Raw genomic sequence first — 22,530 nt, 5'->3', positions numbered from 1 at the left:
ACTCTGCTGGCATGAGTCGTTAAAGGAAGCAGGTCATGCAGAATCCGTCCACCCCGCTGGTGAAAACCCGGCAGGGGATACTATCCGGCACCTCTGAAGAGAACATTCATATCTGGCGCGGTATTCCCTATGCCGCGCCGCCCGTCGGCGATCTTCGCTGGCGCTCGCCGCAGCCTGCTGCCCGCTGGCAGGGCGTGCGCCGGGCAGAGACCTTCTCGGCCTCCAGCTGGCAGGATATTGAATACTGCCGCGAGCTCGGCGGCGGCGATCCCGGTAGCTTTTCCGAAGATTGCCTCTACCTTAATGTCTGGTCGCCCGCCGCCCGATCGCAGCCGCTGCCGGTCATGGTCTGGCTGCACGGCGGGGGCTATACCATCGGCGCGGGAAGTTTGCCGCCCTATGACGGCAAAGCCTTAGCTTCTCGCGGCGTGGTAGTGGTGACGGTCAACTACCGGCTCGGGCATCTGGGCTTTTTTGCCCATCCGGCGCTGGAAGGGGAAGACGGCGAGCGTATCTATAACTTCGCGCTACTCGATCAGATCGCCGCCCTGCAGTGGGTGCAGGAGAACATTCACGCCTTTGGCGGCGATGCGGCTAACGTGACGCTGTTCGGCGAATCCGCCGGCGCGCGCAGCGTGCTGTCGCTGATGGTTTCGCCAAAGTCCAGAGGCTTGTTCCATAAAGCGATAATCCAGAGCGGCTATACCTTGCCCGATCTGCCGCGAGAGAAGGCGCTGGCGAAGGGGCAGCTTATTGCGGAACACTTTTCTTTGCCGCAGGCCAGCGCCGAACAGCTGCGGGCGATTCCGGCGCAAGCGTTCTGGTCGTTGACCGCGCCGTTGACCATCGGCCCGGCGCCCGTGGTTGGCGATGCCGTGCTGCCGCAGCCGATGCTGGAGACTTTTTTTAGCGGACGTCAGCAACCCCTGCCGGTGATGATCGGTTCGAACAGCGATGAGGCGAGCGTCATGGCGGTGTTTGGCGTCGATATCGCCGGGCAGATCCAGAAGCTTCGCCGTGAACGCCGTTTCGGTCTGGGTCTAATTAAATTGCTCTATCCCGGCGTGCAGGGAGATGAAGCGCTGGGGCGCGAAGTTTGCCGGGATATGGCCTTTACCACTCTGGGCTATGTGGTGATGCAGGCTCAGCAGCGAGTAGGGCAACCGTGCTGGCGCTACTGGTTTGACTACGTGGCCGAGGCGGAACACCAGACCTATCCGCACGGCGCGTGGCACGGTAATGAAGTGGCATACGTTTTTGACAATCTCGACCTTGCCGAACCGGTACGAAATTATGCCAACGATCGCGACAGAGACTTTGCCGCCCGGGTCGCCGACTATTGGGCGAACTTCGCTCGCTTCGCCGGCAATGACTGTCATGAACTCTCAGGGCCGGTACGCTGGCCCGCCAGCGTGCGCGGACGGGATCGCCTGCTGCGAATCGGGCTGCACAAACGGGCCGGCTTTAAGGTGGAGAACCGCTTTATGCGCGCGCGTCTGGCGCTGTTTCGGCGGGTCATGAAGCATCATGTGACGCTGGATTAACATTATTCACAAAATCTCCGCTAGCCGGGTGGCGTTCTGCAAATGGGACAATGCGTCCCACTTTCGGCGGCTAATCCTCAGCCAGTGATTACACTATGATCAGCCTTATTAACACCATCTCCGCAGAACCGGCGTTCTGACGGAAAATCTGACGTTAAAATGAGGAAGAAACCATGGCCAAACCGTATGTTCGTCTGGATAAAAATGATGCCGCCGTGCTGCTGGTCGATCACCAGACCGGATTGCTTTCACTGGTGCGCGATATTGATCCTGATAAATTCAAGAACAACGTCCTTGCCCTTGGCGACCTGGCGAAGTATTTCGGTCTGCCGACCATCCTGACCACCAGCTTCGAAAACGGCCCTAATGGTCCGCTGGTGCCTGAGCTGAAAGAGCAATTCCCGGATGCCCCCTATATTGCGCGCCCGGGTAATATTAACGCCTGGGATAACGAAGATTTCGTTAAGGCAGTGAAAGCGACGGGCAAGAAGCAGCTGATCATTGCCGGGGTGGTGACGGAAGTATGCGTGGCTTTTCCGGCGCTATCGGCTATTGAAGAGGGGTTTGATGTATTTGTGGTGACCGACGCTTCCGGCACCTTTAACCCGATTACCCGCGATGCGGCCTGGGATCGGATGTCGCAGGCTGGCGTGCAACTGATGTCGTGGTTTGGCGTTGCCTGCGAACTGCATCGCGACTGGCGTAATGATATCGAAGGACTGGGCACGCTGTTCTCCAACCATATCCCGGATTATCGCAACCTGATGACCAGCTTTAATCTTCTGAATCAAAAATAAGCTTCTCTGCGGCCGGCGCTCGGCTGGCCGCTTCCTCTTTCTCTTCACTGTCGCTGAATTAAGCATCAAACGCCGCCGGTTGGCGAAATCATCGCCGCCCCTGGCTATCGGCAATTCGGTCTGGTCCGGTGGACATATTTTTTTCACCTGATTTCTGCCCTCAACAATTGGATTATCAATCGTTTTTGTCTAGAGTGAGCGACATTCACGACGCATGGGTTTGTTACGTCGCGTCTCAATTCACATATGAAGAAGGATGCTCTCTCAGGCATGAACCGCAGACGTTTTCTCAAATCTTCCATGGCTGTTGCCGCCGTATGCGGAACGTCAGGAGTCGCCTCTCTATTTTCTAAAGCCGCATTCGCCGAAGATTCGGGAATTGCCGATGGGCAAACGCGCCGTTTTGATTATAGTGTCCTCCAGTCGATGGCCCACGATCTTGCCCGTCAGCCATGGGGCGGCGCGCCTCGCGATCTGCCGCCAACCCTGGCAACCCTGACGCCGCAGGCCTACAACAGCATTCAGTATGACGCCGCGCACTCCCTGTGGAGCAACATTGAAGAGCGCAAGCTGGATATCCAGTTTTTTCACGTGGGAATGGGGTTCCGCCGCCGCGTGAGAATGTTCTCGCTGGATTCACAAACTCAACAGGCACGTGAAATACACTTCCGGCCTGAACTGTTTAAATACAATGATGCCGGCGTCGACACCAAACAGCTGGTGGGCCAGAGCGACCTGGGTTTTGCCGGTTTTCGCGTATTTAAGGCCCCTGAACTGGCACGTCGCGACATCGTCGCGTTCCTTGGCGCCAGCTACTTCCGCGCGGTGGACAGCACTTACCAGTACGGTCTTTCCGCCCGCGGCCTGGCGATCGATACCTTTACCGATACGCCGGAAGAGTTTCCTGACTTCACCTCTTTCTGGTTTGAGACCGTTAAACCGGGAGCCACGGTATTTACCGTCTATGCGCTGCTCGACAGCCCAAGCGTCACCGGCGCCTATAAGTTCATCGTTAACTGTCAGGAGACGCAGGTGATCATGGATGTGGAAAACCATATCTATGCGCGCAAAGACATCAAGCAGCTGGGCATCGCGCCGATGACCAGTATGTTCAGCTGCGGTAATAACGAACGACGAATGTGCGACACCATCCATCCGCAAATTCACGACTCTGACCGTCTGTCGATGTGGCTGGGCAACGGCGAGTGGGTTTGTCGCCCGCTGAATAACCCGCAAAAGCTGCAGTTCAACGCTTTCCAGGATAAGAATCCGCGCGGTTTTGGCCTGCTGCAGCTGGATCGCGACTTCTCCCACTATCAGGATATTATGGGCTGGTACAACAAGCGCCCGAGCCTGTGGGTCGAACCGCGTAACCAGTGGGGCAAGGGGGCCGTCAACCTGATGGAGATCCCGACCACTGGCGAAACGCTGGATAACATCGTCTGCTTCTGGCAGCCGGAGAAGCCGGTGAAAGCCGGGGATGAACTGGACTTCCGCTATCGTCTCTACTGGAGCGCGCAGCCGCCGGTACGCTCGCCGCTGGCGCGGGTGATGGCAACGCGGACGGGGATGGGCGGTTTCCCGGAAGGCTGGGCGCCGGGCGAACACTATCCGGATAAATGGACCCGTCGGTTTGCCATCGATTTTGTCGGCGGCGACCTGAAGGCCGCTGCGCCTAAAGGCATCGAGCCGGTCATTACCCTGTCGAGCGGTGAAGCAAAACAGATAGAAATCCTCTACGTTGAACCCTTTGATGGCTACCGCATTCAGTTTGACTGGTATCCGACTTCGGATTCGACTGACCCGGTTGAGATGCGCATGTTCCTGCGCTGCCAGGGGGAGGCTATCAGCGAGACCTGGCTTTATCAGTACTTCCCGCCGCCGCCGGATAAACGCAACTATGTCGACGATCGGGTAATGAGGTAAGTGTCCGTTACTGCGCCCGCCGGGTAACCGCGCGGGCGCGTATTTTTTTAATCACATCGTTAATCAGAGTGCGCCATGTCCGCCGAAAACAGATCTGCTATCGAACATATCCCCGTTACGGATTCTCTCTCCCTGCGCGCGGTTGACGAGCGTCACGTGCCGGAACTGCATCAGCTGGTGATGAAAAACCAGCGCTGGCTTCAGCAGTCGCTGAGCTGGCCCGCTGAGGTGACTCACGAAGAGGAGACCCGCCGCCACGTGCAGGGCAACGTGATGCTCCACCAGCGCGGCTATGCCAAGATGTTTTTGCTCTTTCTGCAGGAGGAGATTGTCGGCGTGCTGTCGTTCAATCAGATAGAGCCAATCAACAAGACCGCTTACATTGGCTACTGGATTGATGAAAGCCATCAGGGGCAGGGGCTGCTTTCGCAGGCTCTGCAGGCGCTGATGGACTATTTTGCCCGCAGCGGTACGGTCCGCCGCTTTGTGATTAAGTGTCGGGTGGCGAACCACAAAAGCAATCAGGTGGCCCTGCGTAACGGTTTTAGCCTCGAAGGGTGCCTCAGGCAGGCTGAGTATCTCAACGGTTCGTATGATGATCAGAATATCTACGGACGCATTATTGATGAATTCCCGGGGCGCGGCTGACGCTTTACCCGGGCGACAGGACGCACGGCCAGGTAGCCCGGGCAAGGCGCGTAGAGCGCCGCCACCGGGAACAGAGCGCAGGGGCCGGAGGCTGAAAACCCCGCAGCCGGGCGCAAAGGTTAAAGAAAGCCAACAATGGGCGTGCGGGTATAATGTTCGTCGCCGTTAATGACCTTCGCGCCCCGGATAGAAATGGCGTCTCCCTCGCTGGCTTCGATGCGTGCTTCATCGCCGATAGTGACCTGATGCTCGATCACCACATCGCCGCAAATCACCGTATGGCCTTCAATTAACACACTATCGTCCAGCAGAATCGGCCCGCCCCGCAGGTGCGCATGGCCGCCTACCATCACCCGATGCTTCAGCAGGCAGTTACCTTCGACCACAGCGTGCTCCGCCACCTGCGAACTGTAGCGCAGGGTCGGGATAGCGTCTTCTTCCCGCCCGGCGATAATCCTCGCATGGCCATAAACGCGGGCGTTATCGCAGACCCAGACGTCGTTCTCTTCATTACCTTCCAGCCGCGCATGATCGAAAATTTCCGCCCGGTGCTCGACAAAAGCGTGTTCGACAAACGCATCGCCGTAAATTTGTGCCTGGTGAACGACGCGCGATGCGCTGACCGTGGCCCGCTGATAAATGCGCAGGATTTTATCGTTGTCGGCAGTCAGACCTTGAGCGGCGATAATTAAACAGTGGGGGAGGATCCGCGCGTGGTCGGCCAGGTGGCAGCACCCGCGAATGTGCGAGTGTGAAACGGTGACGTTGTCACCTATTTGCGCATTATGGCTCACTGCGGTGCTATCCAGACAAGCGTTACCGTTGACGATGGCCCCATGGCTGATAATGCACTCGCCGGTTAAGCGCGCATTGCCCTCAATTTTTGCCCCGGCAAATACGGCGCTATTAGGATCATAAATCCAGCACGCGCCCTCGTGGCTAAGGGCTGCTTCATCGTCCAGCCAGCCGCCTTCATCACCGCTTTTTACGTCAGCGAAATCACGTAAGGCGACAATTTGCCGCAGATTTACGCTATGTTTGTTGCCGTCGGCCTCATAGTGAAACTGGCGAACCTTCTCGCTGAGGTAATATTTGCGCATCTGACTATCTCATTACGTATGGTTAACATAAACATAGCAAAAAACTCCGTAGCGCGTTTTTGAAGGTTCCTTTAAAATGCAACTTAATATAATTTTAAATTTTAAACAAAATGAATAAAACGCAGCGCGCGAGCCAGGTGCTGAATCTTCCGGCGGGCTATTTTGGTATGGTACTGGGCATTATCGGCATGGGCTTCGCCTGGCGCTACGCCAGCACCATCTGGCCGGTGAGCCGGGTCGTCGGTGACGCCCTGGTGATCGCGGCTACGCTCATCTGGCTACTGCTGGCGCTGGCATTTATTACCCGGGCGGTCCGTTTCCCGCACAGCGTACTGCAGGAGATGCGACATCCGGTGGCCAGCAGTTTTGTCAGCCTGTTTCCGGCGACCACCATGCTGGTCGCCATCGGCTTTGTTCCCTGGATGCGGCCGCTGTCGCTGGTATTATTCGCGATTGGGGTGGTGCTGCAGCTGAGCTATTCGGCATGGCAGAGCGCCGGATTATGGCGGGGGAAACATCCCAGCGAGGCAACTACGCCGGGTCTCTATCTACCGACGGTGGCGAATAACTTTATCAGCGCCATGGCCTGCGGCGCGTTGGGCTTTAACGACGCCGGACTGGTGTTTCTTGGCGCCGGGATCTTCTCCTGGCTAAGCCTGGAGCCGGTTATCCTGCAGCGCCTGCGCAGCGATGGAGAACTGCCGACGGCGATGCGGACTTCGCTCGGCATTCAGCTGGCGCCGGCGCTGGTGGCGTGCAGCGCCTGGCTGAGCGTAAACGGCGGCGAGACGGATACCTTCGCTAAGCTGCTGTTCGGCTATGGTCTGCTCCAGCTGCTGTTTATGCTGCGGCTGATGCCATGGTATCTACGCCAGCCGTTTAACGCCTCTTTCTGGAGCTTCTCATTTGGCATCTCCGCGCTGGCGACGACCGGGCTGCATCTCGGTCATCAGCATCCGGGCGGCTTTTTCCATACTCTGGCGTTCCCGCTGTTTCTGTTTACCAATCTGATCGTCGGCCTGCTGCTGGTTCGTACCTTCTTGCTGCTGGTGCGCGGTAAACTGCTTATTCGCGTTGAACGCGACGCATTATTAAAAAATAAGGATTAATCATGACGCTTCGTGACGAAAACTACTTTACCGATAAATACGGCATGACCCGCACCCATTCGGAGGTGCTGCACGCCGCCACGCTGATCGCCCCGGGCAGGGCGCTGGATCTGGGCTGCGGCAACGGTCGCAATAGCTTGTATCTGGCAGCCAACGGGTTTGATGTTACCGCGTGGGACAAAAACCCTGCCAGCATCGGTAATCTTGAGAGCATTCGTCAGGCGGAAGGGCTGGGGAATCTGCGGACGGCGATTAAGGATCTTAACGCCCTGAGCTTTGATGGCGAGTATGACTTTATTCTTTCCACCGTGGTGATGATGTTCCTTGATGCGCAGACCATCCCGGGTCTTATCGCCAATATGCAACGCTGTACTAAACCCGGCGGCTACAATCTGATCGTTGCCGCTATGGATACCGACGATTATCCGTGCACCGTTGGCTTCCCGTTCGCCTTTAAACCGGGTGAGCTTAGCCACTACTACCAGGGCTGGGCGTTCCTCAAGTACAACGAAGACGTCGGTGAACTCCACCGCACCGACGCCAACGGCAATCGCATCAAACTGCGTTTCGCCACCATGCTGGCGCGCAAACCGGCCTAACGCGCGGCTAACAGGCAGAGCTGGAACGCGGTCTGATAAGAGGCTTCAAAGGCGCGCAGCGGCAGAAATTCAAACTTCGAGTGGAAGTTATGCGCGCCGGTGAAGAAGTTTGGCGTTAACACCCCTTTTGCCGACAGGGCCGCGCCGTCGGTGCCGCCGCGCATCGGCGTTGGTTTCGGCGTAATGCCTAAGCTTTCCATTGCTTCGAACATCAGATCAATGGCGCGGCGATCTTCGCCAATCGCATTGCTAATGTTGCTGTAGGTATCGCTGACGTGAAATTCCACCTTACCGGTTGGATACTGCGCGGCGATTTTTTGCGCCACTTCGCCGATCTGCTGCTTGCGGCGATTAAAGCTGGCGAGATCGAAGTCTCGGATGCTGGCCTGCAGTAGGGTGCTATTTTGATCGCCCTGGATGCCGTTAAACCACACGTAGCCTTCGCGTCCGGCCGTATATTCCGGCGTTTGCTGGCGATCGAAATGGCTCATGTAATCGGTGGCCATCAGCAGCGGGTTCACCAGTACGCCCTTTGATGACATCGGATGGGCCGTGACGCCGGTAAAACGGATCTCCGCGGCGGCGGCGTTAAAGTTCTCATAGACGATTTCGCCGAGCTCGCAGCAGTCGATGGTCCACGCAAAATCGACGGCAAAGCGCGAGAGGTCCAGCGCTTTCGCTCCCCGCAGACCCACTTCTTCATCCGGCACAAAGGCCACCACGATATCGCCGTGGCGATGCTCCGCCGTGAGGTTTTCCAGCACCGTCATCACCACCGTGACGGCGGATTTGTTATCCGCCCCGAGCACGCTGGTACCGTCGCTAAAAATAATCTCTTCATCGGGATAAGCGAGGATTTCCGGATGCTCGACGACGCGCAGCCAGATATCTTTCTCGCTGTTCAAACAGAGATCTTCACCAGTGAAGCGCAGAATTTGTGGATGAATCTCCGGTGACAAACCAACGTCAACGGTATCGATGTGGGTAATAAAGCCAATCCGCGGCGCGCCTGGGACATTGCCTTTTTTCACCGCCGTCACGGTGGCGTGTTCGTCAATCACAATGTCATCCAGCCCAAGCTGGCGTAGCTCATCCGCAAGGGCCTGCGCCATCGCGTGTTGCCCGGCGGTGGTGGGTAGGGTGGACGCTCGCGGATCGCTTTGGCTGGTTATCGCCAGATAGCGAAAGAAGCGTTGGGTTAATTGACTGGCCAGGGCTGATGACATAGTGATTCCTTCTTTATTCGAGTTTTCAGGTGTTTGCAATCAGGCTTTAGTGTTATGTATGGAAGGGAAAACAACAAGCTATTCATTAGCTGACAAATTAAAAAGGAAAACATATGCAACGCAGATTCACGACGCTTGCTCTGGCGGTAGCGGCCCTGACGGCCAGCTCAGCTATTAGCGCAAAAACGCTGGTCTACTGTTCAGAAGGATCGCCGGAAAACTTTAACCCTCAACTCTATACCTCGGGAACCAGCGTGGATGCCAGCGCGGTACCGGTCTATAACCGGCTGGTTGACTTTAAAGCCGGTACTACGGAATTAGTGCCGAGCCTGGCCGAAAGCTGGGAAGTCAGCGAAGATGGCAAAGTTTATACTTTCCATTTACGTAAAGGCGTTAAATTCCAGAGTAATAAATATTTCAAACCCAGCCGCGATTTTAATGCCGATGATGTTATTTTTTCATTTATGCGGCAAAAAGATCCTCATCATCCTTATCACAATGTCTCCAACGGCAATTATTCTAATTTTGAAAGCCTGGAGTTTGGTCAGTTAATTACCGCAATCGATAAGCCTGATGAATATACGGTGCGTTTTACATTAGCGCATCCTGAAGCGCCATTTGTCGCCGATCTTGCCTGGTATTTTGCCTCTATTTTATCGGCGGAATATGCCGATGCGATGTTAAAAGCCGGCACGCCAGAACGCGTGGACATGGACCCGATTGGCACCGGTCCGTTCAAACTCGCACAGTATCAAAAAGATTCCCGCATTCTCTTCACCGCTTTCCCGGAATACTGGCAGGGGAAAGCCCATATCGATCGCCTGATTTTCAGCATCACGCCGGACGCTTCGGTGCGTTACGCCAAGCTGGAGAAAAACGAGTGCCAGGTAATGCCGTTCCCCAATCCGGCAGACCTGCCGCGAATGAAAGAGAACAACGCGATCAATCTGATGAGCAAAGCGGGCCTCAACACCGGTTTCCTGGCATTTAATACGCAAAAAGCGCCGCTGGACAACGTCAAGGTGCGCCAGGCCTTAGCGATGGCGATCAATAAACCGGCGATCATTGAAGCCGTCTTCCACGGCACCGGTACGGCGGCGAAAAACCTGCTGCCGCCGGGGGTATGGAGCGCGGATAGCCAGCTTAAAGATTACGAGTATGACCCGCAGAAAGCGCAAGCGCTGCTGGCGGAGTCGGGCGTTTCCGGGCCGATAACCATCGACCTGTGGGCGATGCCGGTGCAGCGTCCTTATAATCCGAACGCCAAACGCATGGCCGAGATGATTCAGGCCGACTGGGCGAAAATCGGCGTGCAAACTAAGATCACAACCTATGAGTGGGGTGAATACTTAAAGCGGGTTAAGGATGGTGAACACCAGGCGGCGCTGATGGGCTGGACCACCGCGACCGGCGACCCGGATAACTTCTTTGGCCCGTTGTTTACCTGCCAGTCGGCAAACGGCGGCTCTAACTCGGCGAAATGGTGCTATCAGCCGTTCGATAACCTCATCGCCGAGGCGAAATCGATAACCGATCGCCAAAAACGCGAGACGCTCTATCTGCAGGCGCAGCAGATGATGCACGACCAGATGCCGGCGGTGATGATTGCCCACTCGACAATTTTTGAACCGGTACGTAAAAACGTTTCTGGTTACGAAATCGACCCCTTCGGCAAGCATATTTTTTATCAGGTTGATATAAAATAAATACGAAAAAACGGCCCGCCGGCAGCGGCGGGTTTATTTTTTTACGCTACTTGACGTACCACCACTTTTGCCACAAAACTTACCCCTGTCTTTTGCTATAACACTTGCCGATAGATGGTATTCACAGGGATCAACCTATATGCGTACTCAGTTATTTTTTAAGGTCGCCGCGCTGGCTGGCCTGTTAGCCTTGGCCGGTTGTTCATCAAAACTGGCTAAACCTGAACAATATTCCGGTTTTTTAAAAGATTACTCTGGTCTAAAAGAAACCACCTCCGCTTCCGGTAAACCGGAGCTGCGCTGGATTTCTGCGGATTACAATCCGAACAACTATGACAATATCGTTTATAACCCCATCACCTATTATCCGGTCCCTAAACCGACGACCCAGGTTGGCGAAAAGGCGCTCAGCGATATCCTGAATTACACCAACAAAGAGATGAAACAGGCTATTTCCGAGCGTAAACCGCTGGCTACCACCGCAGGGAAACGCAGCCTGATCTTCCGCGGCGCCATCACCGGCGTGGATTCCAGCAAAGAAGGCCTGCAGTTCTACGAAGTGATTCCGGTGGCGATGATTATCGCCGGTACCCAGGCGGCAACCGGTCACCGTACCATGGACACCAACCTGTTCTTTGAAGGTGAGCTGATTGACGCGGCGACCAAAAAGCCGGTTATCAAAGTGGTCCGTAAGGGCGAAGGTAAAAACCTGTCCAACGAAAATACGCCGCTCACCGTCGAGACCCTGAAGCAGGTGATCGATGATATGGCGATTGACGCGGTGAAGTTCGACCCCAATAACCGTTAATCAGGCGTATCCGTGAATAAAGGCGCTAGTGGTTGATAGCGCCTTTTTCATTTCTCCTCGACGGCAGCGCGAGCATCAGCAGCGATCCGAGCGAACTCAGGCCAGCCTGCGCCGCAGCAGCCACTGCTCCGGGCGAGCAAACATCACCAGATTGCCGAGCAGAATCAGCGCTAACCCGGCGACGGCGTTGCTATGCCAGACGTAGCCCTCATAAAAGGTGGAAATCGTCAGCGCGACGAGCGGAAACAACAGGGTACTGTAGGCGGCTTTGCTGGCGCCGATTCGCCCCACCAGCGTGAAATAGGCGCCGAAAGCGATCACCGAGCCAAACACCGCCAGATACAGCAGCGCGCCCATATAGCTTAGCGTCCACTGCGGGGCAAAACTATCGCCGCGTACCAGCGCGATAGCGCCCATGACCAGCGTGCCGTAAAGCATTGCCCAGCTGTTGGTGGTCAAGGTTTCCAGGCCGCGGCGCTGGTGGCGAAGGCTGAGCATATTGCCGAGCGAAAATCCGTAGGTGCCTAATGCGCTGAGCGTAATACCGAGCAGCAGCGATGCATTGAGGCCGTTGGCCCACAAATCATCCCAGAAGAGCGTTACGATCCCCGCCAGTCCCAGCGCGGCGGCCAGCCAGAAACGGCCCGGCGGCTGCTGGCGGAAAAAGAGAAAACTGTTAATCGCGTTAAACAGCACCGCCATGGAGAAGATCACCGACTCCAGCCCGGTATTGATATACGCAGCGGCGGTATAGAAACACCAGAAATTAAAGCAGAAGACGCAGCAGCCCTGCAGCAGGCAGAAAAGATGGTCCCGGGCGGCCAGCGGGCGAAGACGGCGGGTAACCAGCAGAATGGTCAGCATGGTGATGCTGGCGACGGCAAAACGCCAGAAAATAGACACCGGCGCGGCGACCGGCCCCTGCTGCAAAAAGATAGCAATCCATGTCGTACCCCAGATAACGACGACTAACCCGTAGAGTAATGCGTTCAAAATGTCTCTCCTGTGAGTGTTTTACCCGTCATTTTGCAGCCTCGCCATGCTCCGCGCTGTCATCCACATGTTGCCGACTTGCAAAATCTTGCGCTTATTTTGCGTTGGCGGCGGGCGAAAGCTGGTAACCGTCAGCGACTCTTCTTAGACTAGGGATCTGCGGAAACTGAATTGTGAAGGCTATGGCTTACGGGACTTTCGAAACATTGCGTCAAAAAAATGCCGTGCTGCGGGAGACGGTTAAGCTCAACTCCGGGATTCAGCTGGCGGCGTGGTATAACAATCTCGATACCATAACGGTACAAAGCGATCACCACACTCTGAGCCTGTATATTGCCGATGGCTACGAAAGCTACCAGAAGACGCCACATGGCTGGAAAAACGGCGGCGGGCCCGATCGTTTCTGCCTGATGCCGAAAGGGGATGAGAGCACCTGGGATATTCGCGGCGACCTCTCTTTTGTCCATCTTTACTGCACCGATGAACATCTCCGCCGGGTAGGCGAGCAGATTTGGGACCGTAGCCCGGCTTCGTTCACGCTGCAGGAAAAAACCTTTTCCAGCGATGATAAAATTACCGCTGTCTATCGCCAGTTTCTGCTGGACAACGACTGGCAGCAGCAGGCGAACCACCTTACGTTGAGTTCCGCCAGCACGCTGCTGCTCACGCACTTGATTCAGCATTATTCAAACGTTCAGTGGCGTTTGCCGACGGTGACCGGCGGCCTGGCGCCGCACGTCTTGCGTAATCTGCTGGCATGGATTGAGGAGAACCTCGACCGGCCGCTCACCCTTGCCGATCTGGCGCAGGAAGCGGCGCTCAGCGAATACCATTTTGCGCGGATGTTCCGCCAGTCAATGAAAATGGCGCCGCATCAGTACGTGATGCAGCGCCGGATGGTTAAAGCGCAGGCGCTCATTACCCGCAGTCTGCTGCCGTTAACCGATATTGCTATGGCCTGCGGTTTTAGCAGCGCCAGCCACTTTAGCAATCGGGTAAAAAGCGCCACCGGCCTGACGCCCTCGCAGCTACGCGCGGCGCAGCGCTGACAGTAAAACGTAGCTGACGCCGCCGAGAACCAGCCCCCAAAAAGCAGAGCCGATACCGGCCAGCTCCACGCCGCTGGCGGTGACCAGAAAAGTCACCACCGCGGCATCGCGTTCACGCTCATGATTGAGCGCCTGAAACAGGCTGCCGCCGATGGTGCCCAGCAGCGCCAGTCCGGCAAGCATCTGGATCCATGCCGCCGGCAGCGCCGACATCAACGAAGTGATGGAGCCGCCGAAGATTCCCGCCAGCAGATAAAAAACGCCCGCCGCCGCCGCCGCGAGCCAGCGCTTTTGCGGGTCCGGATGGGCTTCCGGGCTTTGGCAAATCGCGGCCGTAATCGCGGCGATACAGATCGAGTAGACGCCAAACGGCGACAGCAACAGCGCCAGACCGCCGGTCGCCACGATCAGCGATGAAGCCGGAACCCGATAGCCCGAAGCCTGCAGGGTAGCAAAGCCGGGGGCATTCTGCGAAGCCATGGTAACAAGGAAAAAGGGTACGCCGACGCTAAGCAGCAGCGCGGGCGTAAATTCAGGAGCGATAAAAGCGGGGGCGACAAAGCGCCAGCTGATATGTGACCCTGTCACATCTCCGCTGAGGGCGGCCACCGCGATTCCCGCCAGCAGGGCGGCCACCACGGCAAATCGGGGAAGGCAGACTTTGCATATCAGCCAGGCGGCTAACATGCTGCCGCATAGCAGCAGATTGCCCTGCAGGCTGGAGAAAGCCTGCATACCAAAACGCAGCAAAATACCGGCCAGCATCGCCGCCGCCAGCGAATGGGGAATGATTTTCATCAGCCGGGCAAACAGACCGGTTACGCCGCACAGTACGATTAAGCCGTTAGCAAAGATAAACACGCCAATCGCCTGCGCCAGCGTGACGCCGTGCAGGCCGCTAACCAGCAGCGCCGCCCCGGGCGTTGACCACGCCGTCAGGATTGGTACCTTCCGCCATAAGGTGAGCGCAAGGGTACTCACGCCCATTCCCAGGCCTAAGGCGGTCATCCAGCCGGCGATTTGCGACGCATCAGCGCCTGCCGCCGCCGCTGCCTGCCAGATAATGGCGGCAGAACTGGCGTAGCCGACTAAGACTGCGACAAAACCGGCAAGCAGAGTCGGAAAAGGCAGAGTAAAAGAGCGCATAAACATTACCTTGTGCGTTATAACGGTCGTTGTAATGTAGCATTGTGCGTTATAGCGCACAACTACCTTTCACCACCGCCGGGCCAGTACAGGGCTGCGAAGAGGGGGCTGATGATGTCGTTACCCTGTAGAATCAGGCAAATGTGCGTATAATTCCCTAAGAGATTATTGGGAGGTTGAATGAATATTGCGCAACATCTGTCGGCGACGCTAAAAACGCTGCGCCAGCAGCGCGGCTGGAGCCTGTCGCGCCTGGCGGAAGAAACCGGCGTATCGAAAGCCATGCTGGGCCAGATTGAACGTAACGAATCCAGTCCGACCGTGGCGACGCTGTGGAAAATTGCCACCGGCCTGAACGTACCGTTTTCCGCCTTTATTATCGCCGATGATAGCGCTGAACCAGCCGCCTTCGACCCGCAGCAGCAGGCGATGGTTGTGACGCCTGTTTTTCCCTGGGACCCGGTGCTGCGTTTCGATCACTTCTCCATTACCCTGGCGCCCGGCGCGCTAAGCGAGTCCACGCCGCACGAGGAAGGGGTTATCGAACATGTGGTGGTGATTAGCGGCGTGCTGGATCTGTGCCTGCAGGGCGAGTGGCTGTCGCTGCAGCCAGGGGAAGGGCGGCGTTTCGCCGGTGATTTAGCGCACGCCTACCGCAATAGCGGCGCGCAGACCGCCCATTTCCATTCGCTGATCCACTACCCAAAAGCACAATAAAAAAGCCGCGAGCAAACTCGCGGCCAGGCAAATGACTGAGACAACAAATCACAACGTGACGAGGAAAATCCGGAATACGCGATGACTGTATCCTCAGGCGCTTTTTGTGGGAAATATCTTTTCCTTCAATACTTTGCTGAAAAGTGAAAATTCCCCCTGCGGCGGCGGTGGAAAATGTTTTGGTCTGCGCGCAGTTCTGACTACAATAGCCGCCATTTCGACCCCCTATAATGGATAACGACGAGCGTATGCGCCTGCAAAACCATCATCTTGAACTATTGAGTCCTGCCCGCGATGCCGGGATCGCCCGTGAAGCGATTTTACACGGCGCGGATGCGGTCTATATCGGCGGACCGGGCTTCGGCGCGCGTCACAACGCCAGCAATAGCCTGAGCGACATCGCCGGACTGGTGCCATTTGCCCACCGCTACGGCGCGAAGGTGTTCGTGACCCTGAACACCATTCTTCATGATGATGAACTGGAACCGGCGCAACGTCTGATAACCGATCTGTACGAAACCGGCGTGGACGCGCTGATTGTCCAGGATATGGGCGTGCTGGAGCTGGATATTCCGCCGATTGAGCTGCATGCCAGCACCCAGTGCGATATTCGCAGCGTGGAGAAAGCGAAATTTCTTTCCGATGTCGGCTTCAGCCAAATCGTCCTCGCCCGCGAGCTGAATCTTCAGCAGATCAAAGCGATTTACGATAATACCGACGCGACCATCGAATTCTTTATCCACGGAGCGCTGTGCGTGGCCTATTCCGGTCAGTGCAATATTTCCCATGCTCAGACCGGGCGCAGCGCCAACCGCGGCGACTGCTCGCAGGCCTGCCGTCTGCCCTATACCCTGAAAGATGACCAGGGCCGCGTGGTGGCCTATGAAAAGCATTTGCTGTCGATGAAAGACAACGATCAGACCGCCAACCTGGCCGCGCTGATCGATGCCGGAGTGCGTTCCTTTAAGATTGAGGGACGCTACAAAGACATGAGCTATGTGAAGAATATTACCGCGCATTATCGCCAGATGCTTGACGCCATCATTGAAGATCGCGGCGATCTGGCCCGCTCGTCGTTGGGACGTACGGAGCACTTCTTCATCCCGTCCACGGATAAAACCTTCCATCGCGGCAGCACCGACTATTTTGTCAACGCCCGCAAAGGCGATATCGGCGCGTTTGATTCGCCGAAGTTTATTGGCCTGCCGGTGGGTGAAGTGCTGAAAGTCGGCAAGGATTTTCTCGACGTTGAGGTGAGCGAAGCCCTGACCAACGGCGACGGCCTGAACGTGATGATCAAACGTGAGGTTGTTGGCTTTCGCGCCAACACGGTTGAAAAAACGGGCGAAAATCGCTACCGCGTATGGCCGAACGAGATGCCCGCGGATTTATACAAAGTGCGCCCGCATCAGCCGCTAAACCGCAACCTCGATCATAACTGGCAGCAGGCGCTGCTAAAAACCTCCAGCGAGCGTCGCATCGCGGTGGATATCGAACTGAGCGGTTGGCAGGAACAGCTGGTCTTAACCATGACCAGCGAGGAGGGCGTCAGCGTCACCCATACTCTGGACGGCGATTTTGCCGAAGCGACCCAGGCGGAGAAAGCGCTGACGAATCTGCGCGACGGCCTGGCGAAGCTGGGCCAGACCCTTTACTACTCGCGCAACATGGAAATTAACCTGCCGGGTGCGCTATTCGTGCCGAACAGCCTGTTGAACCAGCTGCGTCGGGAAACCGTAGATATGCTGGATGACGCGCGGCTGAAAGCCGTGGTGCGCGGCTGCCGCAAGCCGGTTTCCGTCCCGCCGCCGGTCTATCCGGAAACGCACCTGTCGTTTCTGGCGAACGTCTACAACCATAAGGCGCGCGAGTTTTACCAGCGTTACGGCGTGCAGCTGATCGATGCCGCCTATGAAGCGCATCAGGAGAAGGGCGATGTGCCGGTCATGATCACTAAGCACTGCCTGCGCTTTGCTTTTAATCTGTGTCCGAAACAGGCTAAAGGGTCGATTAAGAGCTGGAAAGCCACGCCGATGCAGTTGATTCACGGCGATGAAGTGTTGACGCTGAAATTTGACTGCCGCCCCTGCGAAATGCACGTCGTCGGTAAGATAAAAAATCATATCCTTAAAATGCCGCTACCGGGCAGCATCGTGGCGTCCGTCAGCCCGGATGAGCTGATGAAAACCCTGCCGAAACGCAAGGGCGCCTGATGACTGACAGGTCTTAGGGATAGAAGTGCATTTTCGGCTTTCGCGCATTTTGCCAGCGGTGATGTTCGCGCAGATCGGACGCGGCTTCTTCGCTCTGGCTGCGTAGCTCATCGCTATCGGCTTCGTGCTGTAGCTGCTGCTCGAGGCCCTGTACCGGGAAGAAATCGTGTCCGTGCTGGTGGGCCAGCACGTGGCCGGAAAACAGGGCGCACACCAGCAGTAGCGCTGAAACGTATCTTCTGAGCATATCTTTTCCCTTCTGTCGGTGAGTGGGGCTACTATGCCAGGGATTTGTTGAGCTTATTTCCGCGTTTATCAAAGATGGGAAAAGCCTTTGTCAGCGCTCCCTGACGGATGGCGAAAAAAAGCCCGACGGTGGAGCCGTCGGGCCGACTAAAATGACGTCACGGGCGGCTCAAACCTTCAGCCCGGCGGCCGTCATCAGCAGCCGAAACCCCATGCTCACCGCCGCCAGCGCCAGCACGCTGCCTCCCCACAGCACTATCATCCATACCGCTCGCTTAAGCCATACTCGTTGCATCAGTGATACCCCTCGCCGTGTTGAACTTTGCCGCGAAAAACGTAGTAGCTCCAGAAGGTGTAGCCGAGGATAACCGGCAGAATAAGCAGCGCGCCAACCAGCATAAAGCCCTGGCTTTGCGGCGGCGCGGCGGCCTGCCAGAGGGTAATGTCCGGCGGAATAATATGCGGCCAGATACTGATCCCCAGCCCGCTAAAGCCGAGGAAGATCAGCCCCAGCGTGAGAGTAAAAGGCAGCAGGTGGCTGGCGCTATTGCGAAGCGTTCGCCAGAGCCAGGCGCCGATCGCCGCCACCAGCAGCGGTACCGGCAGCAGGAAGAAGAGGTCAGGCAGGCTAAACCAGCGCCGGGCGATGGCCGGTTGCGCCAGCGGCGTCCAGATGCTGATGGCGACAATGACCGCCAGCAGCGCCAACAGCAAGCCGCGCGCGGTCATGCGCATATTGCGGTGGAGCGCATTTTCGCTTTTCATCACCAGCCAGCTGGCGCCCAGCAGCGCGTAGGCAACGCATAGCCCCAGACCGCAGAACAGGGTAAACGGCGTAAACCAGTCAAACATCCCACCGCTGAAGCTGCGGCCGTTGACCGGGAAACCGTTGATCACCGCTCCGACCACCATGCCCTGGGTGAAGGTGGCCAGAAGGGAGCCGACCATAAAAGCGCGATCCCAGAATGGACGATGCGATGGCGTCGCATTAAAGCGAAATTCAAAGGCAACGCCGCGAAAAATAAGACCGATCAACATCAGGGTGAGCGGGATCGCCAGCGCATCAATAATGACCGCGTAGGCCAGAGGAAATGCGCCAAACAGCCCCGCGCCGCCAAGCACCAGCCAGGTTTCATTGCCGTCCCAGACCGGGGCGACGCTGTTTACCATCACGTCGCGGTCCGCCGTGTCCCGGGTAGTGGTAAATAAAATGCCAATGCCCAGGTCAAAGCCATCCATTACGATATACATCAGGGTGGCGAAGACAATAATAACAAACCAAATAACCGATAAATCGATACCCATTAGCGGAACTCCTTCTGCTGTTCATGGCCCGTAGCGGCGGAGAGTGGACGCGCTGGCGTACCGGAGGCCGGCGGCTGCGCGGTCTGCGGACCTTTGCGAATCAGGCGTAGCATATAGCTGTAGCCGACGCCGAACACCGAACCGTAGACAACGATAAAAGTCAGCAGACTGATCGACATATGCAGGTCGCCGTGAGCGGAGACGGCATCAGCGGTGCGCTGAACGCCATAGACGACCCACGGCTGGCGGCCCACTTCGGTGGTCACCCAGCCCGCCAGAATCGCGATAAGTCCCGAAGGTCCCATCCATAGCGCAAAGCGTAAAAAGGGCCTGCTGTGATAGAGGCGGCCGCGATAGCGTAGCCACAAGGCCAGCGCGCCCAGCAGGATCATCAGCATGCCGAGCCCGGCCATCAGGCGGAAGGACCAGAATACGATGGTGGAGTCAGGGCGATCTTCCGGGGCGAACTCCTTCAGCGCCGGCACCTGCTTATCCAGGCTGTGGGTGAGAATCAGGCTGCCGAGAGCCGGGATCTCCAGGCCATAGCGGGTACGCTCCTGCTGCATATCCGGCCAGCCGAACAGCAGCAGCGGGGTGGGCTCTCCGGGCGCGTTCTCCCAGTGCCCTTCAATGGCGGCGATTTTGGCCGGCTGGTGTTTCAACGTATTCAGCCCGTGCATATCGCCAATCAGCGCCTGAATAGGGGCGACAATCAGCGTCATCCACAGCGCCATGGAGAACATCGCGCGGACGGCGGGGGTATTGTTCCCTCGCAGCAGGTGCCAGGCTGCCGACGCGCCGACGAACAGCGCGCTGCTGAGGAAAGCCGCCACCGACATATGCAGCAGGCGGTAAGGGAAAGACGGGTTAAAAATCACCGCCAGCCAGTCCACCGGCACCACCTGACCATTGACGATCTCAAATCCCTGCGGCGTTTGCATCCAGCTATTAGATGCAAGGATCCAGAAGGTGGAGATAATCGTCCCCAGCGCGACCATACAGGTGGCGAAAAAGTGCAGGCCAGGTCCGACACGGTTCCAGCCGAACAGCATCACGCCGAGGAATCCGGCCTCAAGGAAGAAGGCGGTCAGAACCTCATAGGTCAGCAGCGGGCCGGTAATGCTCCCGGCGAATTCCGAGAATCCGCTCCAGTTGGTACCGAACTGGTAGGCCATCACCAGGCCGGAGACGACTCCCATGCCGAAGTTAACGGCGAAGATTTTTGACCAGAAGTGGTACAGCGAGCGCCAGGTCGGTTTTTTGGTTTTTAACCATAAGCCTTCCAGTACCGCCAGGTAGCTGGCTAACCCGATGGTGATGGCGGGGAAGATAATATGAAATGACACGGTGAAAGCGAACTGGATCCGCGCCAGGTGGAATGCATCAAGACCGAACATGCAGAACTCCGCAACAAAATTGACTCAGCGCAATTCTAGGCTTCGTTGATAACGGGTTGCAGGAACAGAAACGCTGTTTTTCCCTATAACAGTTGGGGGGCTGTTATGACCTTTTGGCAAAACGCAGAATGGCGCTCTCCTGGTCTGCGCTGCGCTTAGCCGGGCTACGGGCTCCCAGCCGTCTGCGGTCCGCTAGCCCGGATAGATGCGCCAGCAACGCCTCCGGTAAGGTATTATTTCACTACACACCATAACAGTTTTTATAAACTGCCATTATTTCTCATCTGATATATAATTGACCTTACGAATAGCGACACGGATCGACGGATGAAAAAGTACCAGCGGCTGGCGCAGCAGATTACTGAACAGATCGCGCTTGGGGTGTGGTTACCCGGCGACAGGTTGCCCTCGCTGCGCGAACAGGTGGTAAGCAGCGGAATGAGTTTTATGACCGTCAGCCACGCCTATCAGCTACTGGAGAGCCAGGGACGCATCATCGCCCGTCCGCAGTCCGGCTATTATGTCGCGCCGCAGCCCACTAAACCGCGGCAGCCCGCGCCGCCCGCCCAGGTAACGCGTGATGAAGCGGTTGATATCAACACTTATATCTTTGAAGTGCTGCAGGCCAGCCGCCAGGCCTCTATGTTGCCCTTCGCCTCGGCTTTTCCCGATCCGCGACTGTTCCCCTTACCGCAGCTCAACCGCTCGCTGGCGCAGGTGAGCAAAACCGCAACCGCCATGAGCGTGATTGAAAACCTGCCGCCGGGGAACGATGAACTGCGCCATGCGATTGCCCGGCGCTACGCGCTGCAGGGAATGAATATCTCGCCGGACGACATCGTGATCACCGCCGGCGCGCTGGAAGCGCTGAACCTTAGTCTGCAGGCCGTCACCGAACCGGGCGATTGGGTGGTGGTGGAAAATCCCTGCTTCTACGGGGCGCTGCAGGCTCTTGAAAGATTGCGCCTGAAAGCGCTATCGGTGGCCACGGATGTTAAAGAGGGGATCGATCTCGCCGCGCTGGAGCAGGCGCTACAGAGCTATCCGGTGAAAGCCTGCTGGCTGATGACCAATGGGCAAAACCCGCTCGGCTTTACCCTCAGCGCGGAGAAAAAAGCGCGACTGGTGGCACTGCTGGCGCGCTATAACGTGATGCTGATTGAAGATGATGTTTACAGCGAGCTCTACTTTGGTCGTGAGAAACCGCTGCCGGCAAAATACTGGGATCGCGACGATATGACGCTGCACTGCAGCTCCTTCTCCAAATGTCTGGTACCCGGGTTCCGTATCGGCTGGGTGGCGGCGGGCAAGCACGCCCGACGGATCCAGCAGCTACAGCTGATGAGTACGCTCTCCACCAGTTCGCCAATGCAGCTGGCGCTGGTCGATTACCTTTCGACTAAACGCTACGATGCCCACCTGCGCCGTTTACGCCGCCAGCTTGCCGAGCGCAAACAGCTGGCCTGGCAGGCCCTGCTGCGCCATCTTCCCGCAGAGGTAAAAATTCATCATAGCGATAGCGGTTATTTTCTCTGGCTTGAGCTTCCCGCCGGAGCCGATGCGGGGGAGCTGAGCGCCCGCGCGCTGGCGTATAACATCAGCATTGCGCCGGGGAAAATGTTTTCCACCACCGCCAGCTGGACTTCATTCTTCCGCTTTAATACCGCGTGGGGCTGGGGCGAAAAAGAGGAGCTGGGGGTTAAACGCCTGGGCGAACTGATTCGCGAAATGCTGGCTTAGCGTTATTTATTTCCCGCCAGTGATACCGGGCCGAAAAATAAGCCGGCGAACAGGTGGGTTATTATTTTACTGATGCCAACCATAGGAAATTCGCATAGTCGTATTGCCTCGCTAACTCCTTGTCTATAATCCATAAAGTTATTCCGTGTATGCCGTTTTTTGCGTAATGCGCCCCTTGTCACAACCTGAATAAATTTCCCCGGGGGCCCCAGGCGCGCCGTCTACTGTTATGAAGGAAGATATTTTTACGGCACGGCTGCC

Annotated in this window: 20 protein-coding genes; 12 read left to right on the top strand and 8 right to left on the bottom strand. The window is 56.8% G+C overall.

Going from position 1 to position 22,530, the window contains the following annotated elements:
• Nucleotides 1-35: 35 nt before the first annotated feature.
• The 4 genes from IAE27_RS18375 to rimL all read left to right on the top strand — a co-directional run bounded on the left by IAE27_RS18375 (nucleotide 36) and on the right by rimL (nucleotide 4,915).
• Nucleotides 36-1,544, top strand: coding sequence for a carboxylesterase/lipase family protein (locus IAE27_RS18375; RefSeq protein WP_154022169.1), 1,509 nt, complete (start codon nucleotides 36-38; stop codon nucleotides 1,542-1,544).
• A gap of 173 nt (nucleotides 1,545-1,717) precedes the next feature.
• Nucleotides 1,718-2,341 carry an isochorismate family cysteine hydrolase YcaC gene (gene ycaC / locus IAE27_RS18370; RefSeq protein ID WP_004101775.1) on the top strand — a complete coding sequence of 208 codons (624 nt, stop codon included), beginning with the start codon at nucleotides 1,718-1,720 and terminating at the stop codon, nucleotides 2,339-2,341.
• A 270-nt stretch (nucleotides 2,342-2,611) separates the two neighbouring features.
• Nucleotides 2,612-4,267 (top strand): glucan biosynthesis protein D, encoded by a 1,656-nt coding sequence (locus IAE27_RS18365; protein ID WP_004101777.1) that lies wholly within the window; start codon nucleotides 2,612-2,614, stop codon nucleotides 4,265-4,267.
• A 75-nt stretch (nucleotides 4,268-4,342) separates the two neighbouring features.
• A complete protein-coding gene (gene rimL, locus IAE27_RS18360; protein ID WP_004101779.1) occupies nucleotides 4,343-4,915 on the top strand; it encodes a 50S ribosomal protein L7/L12-serine acetyltransferase in 573 nt (190 codons plus the stop codon).
• Between the two features lie 119 nt (nucleotides 4,916-5,034).
• Here the strand turns inward: rimL and ydcK are convergent, their stop codons facing one another.
• Nucleotides 5,035-6,015, bottom strand: coding sequence for a YdcK family protein (gene ydcK / locus IAE27_RS18355; protein ID WP_154022168.1), 981 nt, complete (start codon nucleotides 6,013-6,015; stop codon nucleotides 5,035-5,037).
• 110 nt (nucleotides 6,016-6,125) lie between these two features.
• Here ydcK and tehA point away from each other — a divergent pair, with 110 nt between their 5' ends.
• Entirely contained in the window at nucleotides 6,126-7,124 is a 999-nt protein-coding gene (gene tehA, locus IAE27_RS18350; protein WP_154022167.1) for a dicarboxylate transporter/tellurite-resistance protein TehA, read from the top strand.
• A gap of 2 nt (nucleotides 7,125-7,126) precedes the next feature.
• Entirely contained in the window at nucleotides 7,127-7,723 is a 597-nt protein-coding gene (gene tehB, locus IAE27_RS18345) for a tellurite resistance methyltransferase TehB (RefSeq protein WP_049095637.1), read from the top strand.
• Here the strand turns inward: tehB and pepT are convergent.
• Nucleotides 7,720-8,949 carry a peptidase T gene (pepT, locus tag IAE27_RS18340; RefSeq protein WP_004101787.1) on the bottom strand — a complete coding sequence of 410 codons (1,230 nt, stop codon included), beginning with the start codon at nucleotides 8,947-8,949 and terminating at the stop codon, nucleotides 7,720-7,722. The two genes, tehB and pepT, sit on opposite strands and share 4 nt — an antisense overlap.
• 113 nt (nucleotides 8,950-9,062) lie before the next feature.
• Between pepT and IAE27_RS18335 the strand changes: the two genes are divergently transcribed.
• Entirely contained in the window at nucleotides 9,063-10,655 is a 1,593-nt protein-coding gene (locus tag IAE27_RS18335; protein ID WP_023320885.1) for an ABC transporter substrate-binding protein, read from the top strand.
• Nucleotides 10,656-10,794: 139 nt separating this feature from the next.
• Nucleotides 10,795-11,463, top strand: a complete 669-nt coding sequence (locus tag IAE27_RS18330; protein ID WP_032728184.1) for a DUF3313 domain-containing protein — start codon at nucleotides 10,795-10,797, stop codon at nucleotides 11,461-11,463.
• 96 nt (nucleotides 11,464-11,559) lie between these two features.
• On the opposite strand, the gene IAE27_RS18325 is transcribed toward IAE27_RS18330, so the two are convergent.
• Nucleotides 11,560-12,456: a DMT family transporter gene (locus tag IAE27_RS18325; protein WP_023329643.1), complete on the bottom strand. Its 897-nt coding sequence runs from the start codon at nucleotides 12,454-12,456 to the stop codon at nucleotides 11,560-11,562.
• Between the two features lie 182 nt (nucleotides 12,457-12,638).
• On the opposite strand from IAE27_RS18325, the gene IAE27_RS18320 reads away from it, so the two are divergent.
• Nucleotides 12,639-13,505, top strand: a complete 867-nt coding sequence (locus tag IAE27_RS18320) for an AraC family transcriptional regulator (protein ID WP_016807859.1) — start codon at nucleotides 12,639-12,641, stop codon at nucleotides 13,503-13,505.
• Here IAE27_RS18320 and IAE27_RS18315 read toward each other — a convergent pair.
• Nucleotides 13,485-14,672 carry a benzoate/H(+) symporter BenE family transporter gene (locus IAE27_RS18315; RefSeq protein ID WP_260616466.1) on the bottom strand — a complete coding sequence of 396 codons (1,188 nt, stop codon included), beginning with the start codon at nucleotides 14,670-14,672 and terminating at the stop codon, nucleotides 13,485-13,487. The genes IAE27_RS18320 and IAE27_RS18315 overlap by 21 nt on opposite strands.
• Before the next feature lie 159 nt (nucleotides 14,673-14,831).
• Here IAE27_RS18315 and IAE27_RS18310 point away from each other — a divergent pair, with 159 nt between their 5' ends.
• Together IAE27_RS18310 and IAE27_RS18305 are read left to right on the top strand one after the other, a co-directional pair.
• Complete coding sequence (locus IAE27_RS18310; protein ID WP_004101801.1) at nucleotides 14,832-15,368, top strand: helix-turn-helix domain-containing protein; 537 nt, start codon at nucleotides 14,832-14,834, stop codon at nucleotides 15,366-15,368.
• A 248-nt stretch (nucleotides 15,369-15,616) separates the two neighbouring features.
• Nucleotides 15,617-17,581, top strand: a complete 1,965-nt coding sequence (locus tag IAE27_RS18305; RefSeq protein WP_200092767.1) for a peptidase U32 family protein — start codon at nucleotides 15,617-15,619, stop codon at nucleotides 17,579-17,581.
• A gap of 13 nt (nucleotides 17,582-17,594) precedes the next feature.
• Here the strand turns inward: IAE27_RS18305 and IAE27_RS18300 are convergent, their stop codons facing one another.
• The 4 genes from IAE27_RS18300 to IAE27_RS18285 form a co-directional block, all read right to left on the bottom strand.
• Nucleotides 17,595-17,828 carry a DUF2554 family protein gene (locus tag IAE27_RS18300; RefSeq protein WP_004101803.1) on the bottom strand — a complete coding sequence of 78 codons (234 nt, stop codon included), beginning with the start codon at nucleotides 17,826-17,828 and terminating at the stop codon, nucleotides 17,595-17,597.
• 168 nt (nucleotides 17,829-17,996) lie between these two features.
• A complete protein-coding gene (locus IAE27_RS18295) occupies nucleotides 17,997-18,122 on the bottom strand; it encodes a DUF2474 domain-containing protein (protein WP_004112746.1) in 126 nt (41 codons plus the stop codon).
• A complete protein-coding gene (gene cydB, locus IAE27_RS18290) occupies nucleotides 18,122-19,132 on the bottom strand; it encodes a cytochrome d ubiquinol oxidase subunit II (RefSeq protein WP_004101805.1) in 1,011 nt (336 codons plus the stop codon). The genes IAE27_RS18295 and cydB overlap by 1 nt, the downstream gene beginning before the upstream one ends.
• Nucleotides 19,132-20,529 carry a cytochrome ubiquinol oxidase subunit I gene (locus IAE27_RS18285; protein ID WP_070557556.1) on the bottom strand — a complete coding sequence of 466 codons (1,398 nt, stop codon included), beginning with the start codon at nucleotides 20,527-20,529 and terminating at the stop codon, nucleotides 19,132-19,134. The genes cydB and IAE27_RS18285 overlap by 1 nt, the downstream gene beginning before the upstream one ends.
• Before the next feature lie 327 nt (nucleotides 20,530-20,856).
• Here IAE27_RS18285 and IAE27_RS18280 point away from each other — a divergent pair, with 327 nt between their 5' ends.
• Nucleotides 20,857-22,269 (top strand): PLP-dependent aminotransferase family protein, encoded by a 1,413-nt coding sequence (locus IAE27_RS18280; RefSeq protein WP_004101808.1) that lies wholly within the window; start codon nucleotides 20,857-20,859, stop codon nucleotides 22,267-22,269.
• Nucleotides 22,270-22,530 lie beyond the last annotated feature (261 nt).

Source organism: Klebsiella sp. S69 (genome assembly GCF_016516145.1).
GTDB classification, from domain to species: domain Bacteria; phylum Pseudomonadota; class Gammaproteobacteria; order Enterobacterales; family Enterobacteriaceae; genus Klebsiella; species Klebsiella oxytoca.
Note: the sequence above shows the minus strand (reverse complement) of the source record. Positions and strands in the feature narration are given on the sequence as shown.